The sequence below is a fragment of the uncultured Thiocystis sp. genome (genome assembly GCF_903866365.1).
Classification (GTDB): Bacteria; Pseudomonadota; Gammaproteobacteria; order Chromatiales; family Chromatiaceae; genus Chromatium.
The window spans coordinates 1-2,740 of sequence record NZ_CAIPNF010000476.1 but is presented as its reverse complement, the minus strand read 5'-3'; the positions used below and the strand labels follow the sequence as shown (position 1 = coordinate 2,740).

At 59.7% G+C, this 2,740-nt stretch carries 5 protein-coding genes; 3 read left to right on the top strand and 2 right to left on the bottom strand.

Features of this window, described 5'->3' with window-relative positions; genetic code table 11:
* Positions 1 to 478 precede the first annotated feature (478 nt).
* From QZY07_RS26055 to QZY07_RS26045, 3 genes are all read left to right on the top strand, one after another.
* Positions 479 to 1,096 carry an IS110 family transposase gene (locus QZY07_RS26055; RefSeq protein ID WP_295409129.1) on the top strand — a complete coding sequence of 206 codons (618 nt, stop codon included), beginning with the start codon at positions 479 to 481 and terminating at the stop codon, positions 1,094 to 1,096.
* The gene (locus tag QZY07_RS26050; protein ID WP_295409127.1) at positions 1,093 to 1,548 is read left to right on the top strand and encodes a hypothetical protein; all 456 of its coding nucleotides are present in this window, start codon (positions 1,093 to 1,095) and stop codon (positions 1,546 to 1,548) included. The genes QZY07_RS26055 and QZY07_RS26050 overlap by 4 nt, the downstream gene beginning before the upstream one ends.
* An 81-nt stretch (positions 1,549 to 1,629) precedes the next feature.
* Positions 1,630 to 1,899 (top strand): hypothetical protein, encoded by a 270-nt coding sequence (locus QZY07_RS26045; protein WP_295409125.1) that lies wholly within the window; start codon positions 1,630 to 1,632, stop codon positions 1,897 to 1,899.
* Between the two features lie 277 nt (positions 1,900 to 2,176).
* On the opposite strand, the gene QZY07_RS26040 is transcribed toward QZY07_RS26045, so the two are convergent.
* Positions 2,177 to 2,398, bottom strand: coding sequence for a pilus assembly protein HicB (locus QZY07_RS26040; protein WP_295409123.1), 222 nt, complete (start codon positions 2,396 to 2,398; stop codon positions 2,177 to 2,179).
* Between the two features lie 2 nt (positions 2,399 to 2,400).
* On the bottom strand, positions 2,401 to 2,598 hold the full coding sequence (locus QZY07_RS26035; RefSeq protein WP_295409121.1) for a type II toxin-antitoxin system HicA family toxin: 198 nt from the start codon (positions 2,596 to 2,598) through the stop codon (positions 2,401 to 2,403).
* Positions 2,599 to 2,740: the final 142 nt, after the last annotated feature.

The window sequence follows — 2,740 nt, the reverse complement described above, 5'->3', positions numbered from 1 at the left end:
TCACCGCCTGCCACGCTCCGCCGGATGCGCAACACTCGATACGGGTGGTTGGTTAGACCTTAAGAAATCCTGTCCTTGAATTTCTCCCGACCAGGATTTTCACCTGGCAAGAAGCGACAAGCTTCGCTTGTCGCACTAACGAATAGGTTAAGCGGCCCCGCTAGCACGACCTTGCAGAATGAGCACCGCGCCGTCTGCGGGGTCCGCGCTTTAACCGCTTGTTAGCCCCTCACCGCGCGCTGCGGCCTCATCGCCAAGTAACTTGGGCGTGGCATACTGGTCGGCGATCAGCCGATCCCAAGGTCGAAATCGCATTGGTGCTGTGCAAAGCCCGTTTGTTAGCCTGATCCGGGAGTGAGCGGACTCATCATTGGTGACGCGCAAGCGATCCCGTTCGGAAGACGGCAACCCCACGAACACTCCCGATCAGCCTGATCATCCCAACCCTCATCACGTTGATTGGCGACGGGCAAAAAGTATGGTTCTCCCACCCAAAAAGTGCAACACGTCACTGGCGGAACAATCCAAAAAGCCGCTGGTGGCCGCCTGTGAGGCGGTCTCGCAAGAACCGCCGGTGCCAGCCCAACTGGAACGCTTGAACTGGGATGCCGCCGGTATCGATATCGGGGCCACCAGCCACTTTGTGGCCGTCCCTGCCGATCGCGACGCGCCATCGGTGCGCGAGTTTTCCGCCTTCACCGCCGATCTGGAACGTCTCGCCGATTGGCTCGCGCCGTGCGGTAGTCGCACTGTCGCGATGGAATCCACGGGCGTGTACTGGATCCCCCTGTTCGAGTTGCTCGAAAGCCGCGGCTTCGAGGTGCTCCTGGTCAATGCCCATCACGTCAAGCATGTCCCCGGACGCAAAACGGACGTGCTCGACTGCCAATGGCTGCAGGAGTTGCACACCTTCGGCTTGCTGCGCGGCGCCTTTCGCCCCGAGGAGTCGATGTGCGTACTCCGCGCCTATTTGCGTCAACGGGCCACTCTGGTGCGCGACGCCGGGATGCACATCCAGCACAGGCAAAAAGCGCTCAACCCGATGAACCTGCATCTGCATCACGTCGTGAGCGACATCACCGGCGGACCGGGATGACGATCATCCGCGCCATCCTCGCCGGAGAGCGGAACCCACAGGTGCTGGCACAACACCGGGATCGGCGTTGTCGCCAATCGGTGGGGACCATCGCGAACGCCCTGCAGGGCTACTGGCGCGAAGAGCATCTGTTCACGTTGCGTCAAGCCGTGGAGCTGTTCGATGTTTATCAGCAGCAGATCACACGCTGCGATGAGGAAATCGCGCAGGTTCTGGCACGTCTGGATCCGGCGACCGACGCCGACACCCCGCCGCCCGTGCGCAAGCACAAAGTCGATCGCAACACCCCGCGCATCGATGACCTGCGCGAGCCGCTCTTTCGTCTGGCCGGGGTCGATCTGACCCGCATCGACGGGCTCAATCCCCATACGGTCTTGAAAATCCTCTCTGAGATTGGCACCGACCTGTCGCGCTGGCCCTCGGTCAAGCCGTTCTGCGCCTGGCTCGGCTGATCGCCGAACAACAAGATCTCCGGGGGCAAGCGCATCGGCAAGAGCAAGACGACCCCCTCGGCCAATCGCGCGGCGGCGGCCTTGCGCATCGCCGCCCAGGGGCTGTCCAACTCCCAAAGCGCTCTCGGCGGCGATCTGCGGCAGCAAAAAGCGCGCTTAGGCGCACCGAAGGCCATCACCGCGACGGCGCATAAACTGGCCACGATTCTCTACCGCCTGCTCGTCAACAAGACCGAGTCTGCCCCACCAGAGGCAAACGACTACGATGTGCAATACCGCAAGCGCGTGCTATCCAATCTGAAACGGCGCGCCGATCAGCTGGGCTTCGATCTGATCGAGCGCACCGCCTAGCACAGCGGCGGCCATCTCGCGACGGCGCAAAGAGCCTGCCCGGCAGGACAGGGTCGGTCTGTCCAACAGTCGACCGACTGTCCACACTCGGCTCTGATCGCCCCGTCAACACCCCGATGTTCTTCGACGACGCATCCTTGCCGGCGCGATCATCCTGGCGATGACAACAACGGCCGTTGCCTCAACGTGAACGCCACGATCCACGCCAATCCGTCATCATTTCTTCACATGAATATCCCTTCAAAACAGCTAGATGGGGGAAGTTACTTGGAAGGTGCTATGCCACTTCGCGCATAGGGCGAACCCTTGGCTGCGGAAGGGGTCGGCCTTCAGCGTTGAAGTGGTGGATCACGTCCTCAACGACGGCGCAAAGCTCTCCATAAAGAGCGACGGGATCATCTCCATGGATTCCTGTGATGAGGTCAGGGCATCGACCGATATAGACCTGATCTTCCTCGCTCCAATCCACCCATTTGTGATACTTGTCGAATTCTTTCATTTTTAAACCATTTCAATTGCTTGCGCTACATCTTTCTCTTGATATCGCTTCGCGTCATCACCCGCCTGTCCGCTCACTGTCACTGCACCGGGGTAGTTTGGGTGAACAAACTTTCGGTGCGAGCCTTTTCCACCTCCAGCAATTTCTTTGAAACCGGCGCGTTTCAGATTTTTGAGCAAGTCACGAATCTTCAGTGGCACTAGAAATCCTGTTTGCCGTACTCGCCATTGAGGTAGGACAGCCAGTTACCCAACTGCCCCCTCACAAATCCCGGCGTGCGGAATTACCGCACCGGGCTTTTCAAAGTTGCTCGCTTCGCACGCGGTCTTTGCGCTCAGAAGT

Excerpts from the sequence above, each read along its gene's own strand:
- QZY07_RS26055 (WP_295409129.1), top strand. The coding sequence starts at position 479 with ATGGTTCTCCCACCCAAAAAGTGCAACACGTCACTGGCGGAACAATCC.
- QZY07_RS26050 (WP_295409127.1), top strand. The coding sequence starts at position 1,093 with ATGACGATCATCCGCGCCATCCTCGCCGGAGAGCGGAACCCACAGGTG.
- QZY07_RS26040 (WP_295409123.1), bottom strand. The coding sequence starts at position 2,398 with ATGAAAGAATTCGACAAGTATCACAAATGGGTGGATTGGAGCGAGGAA.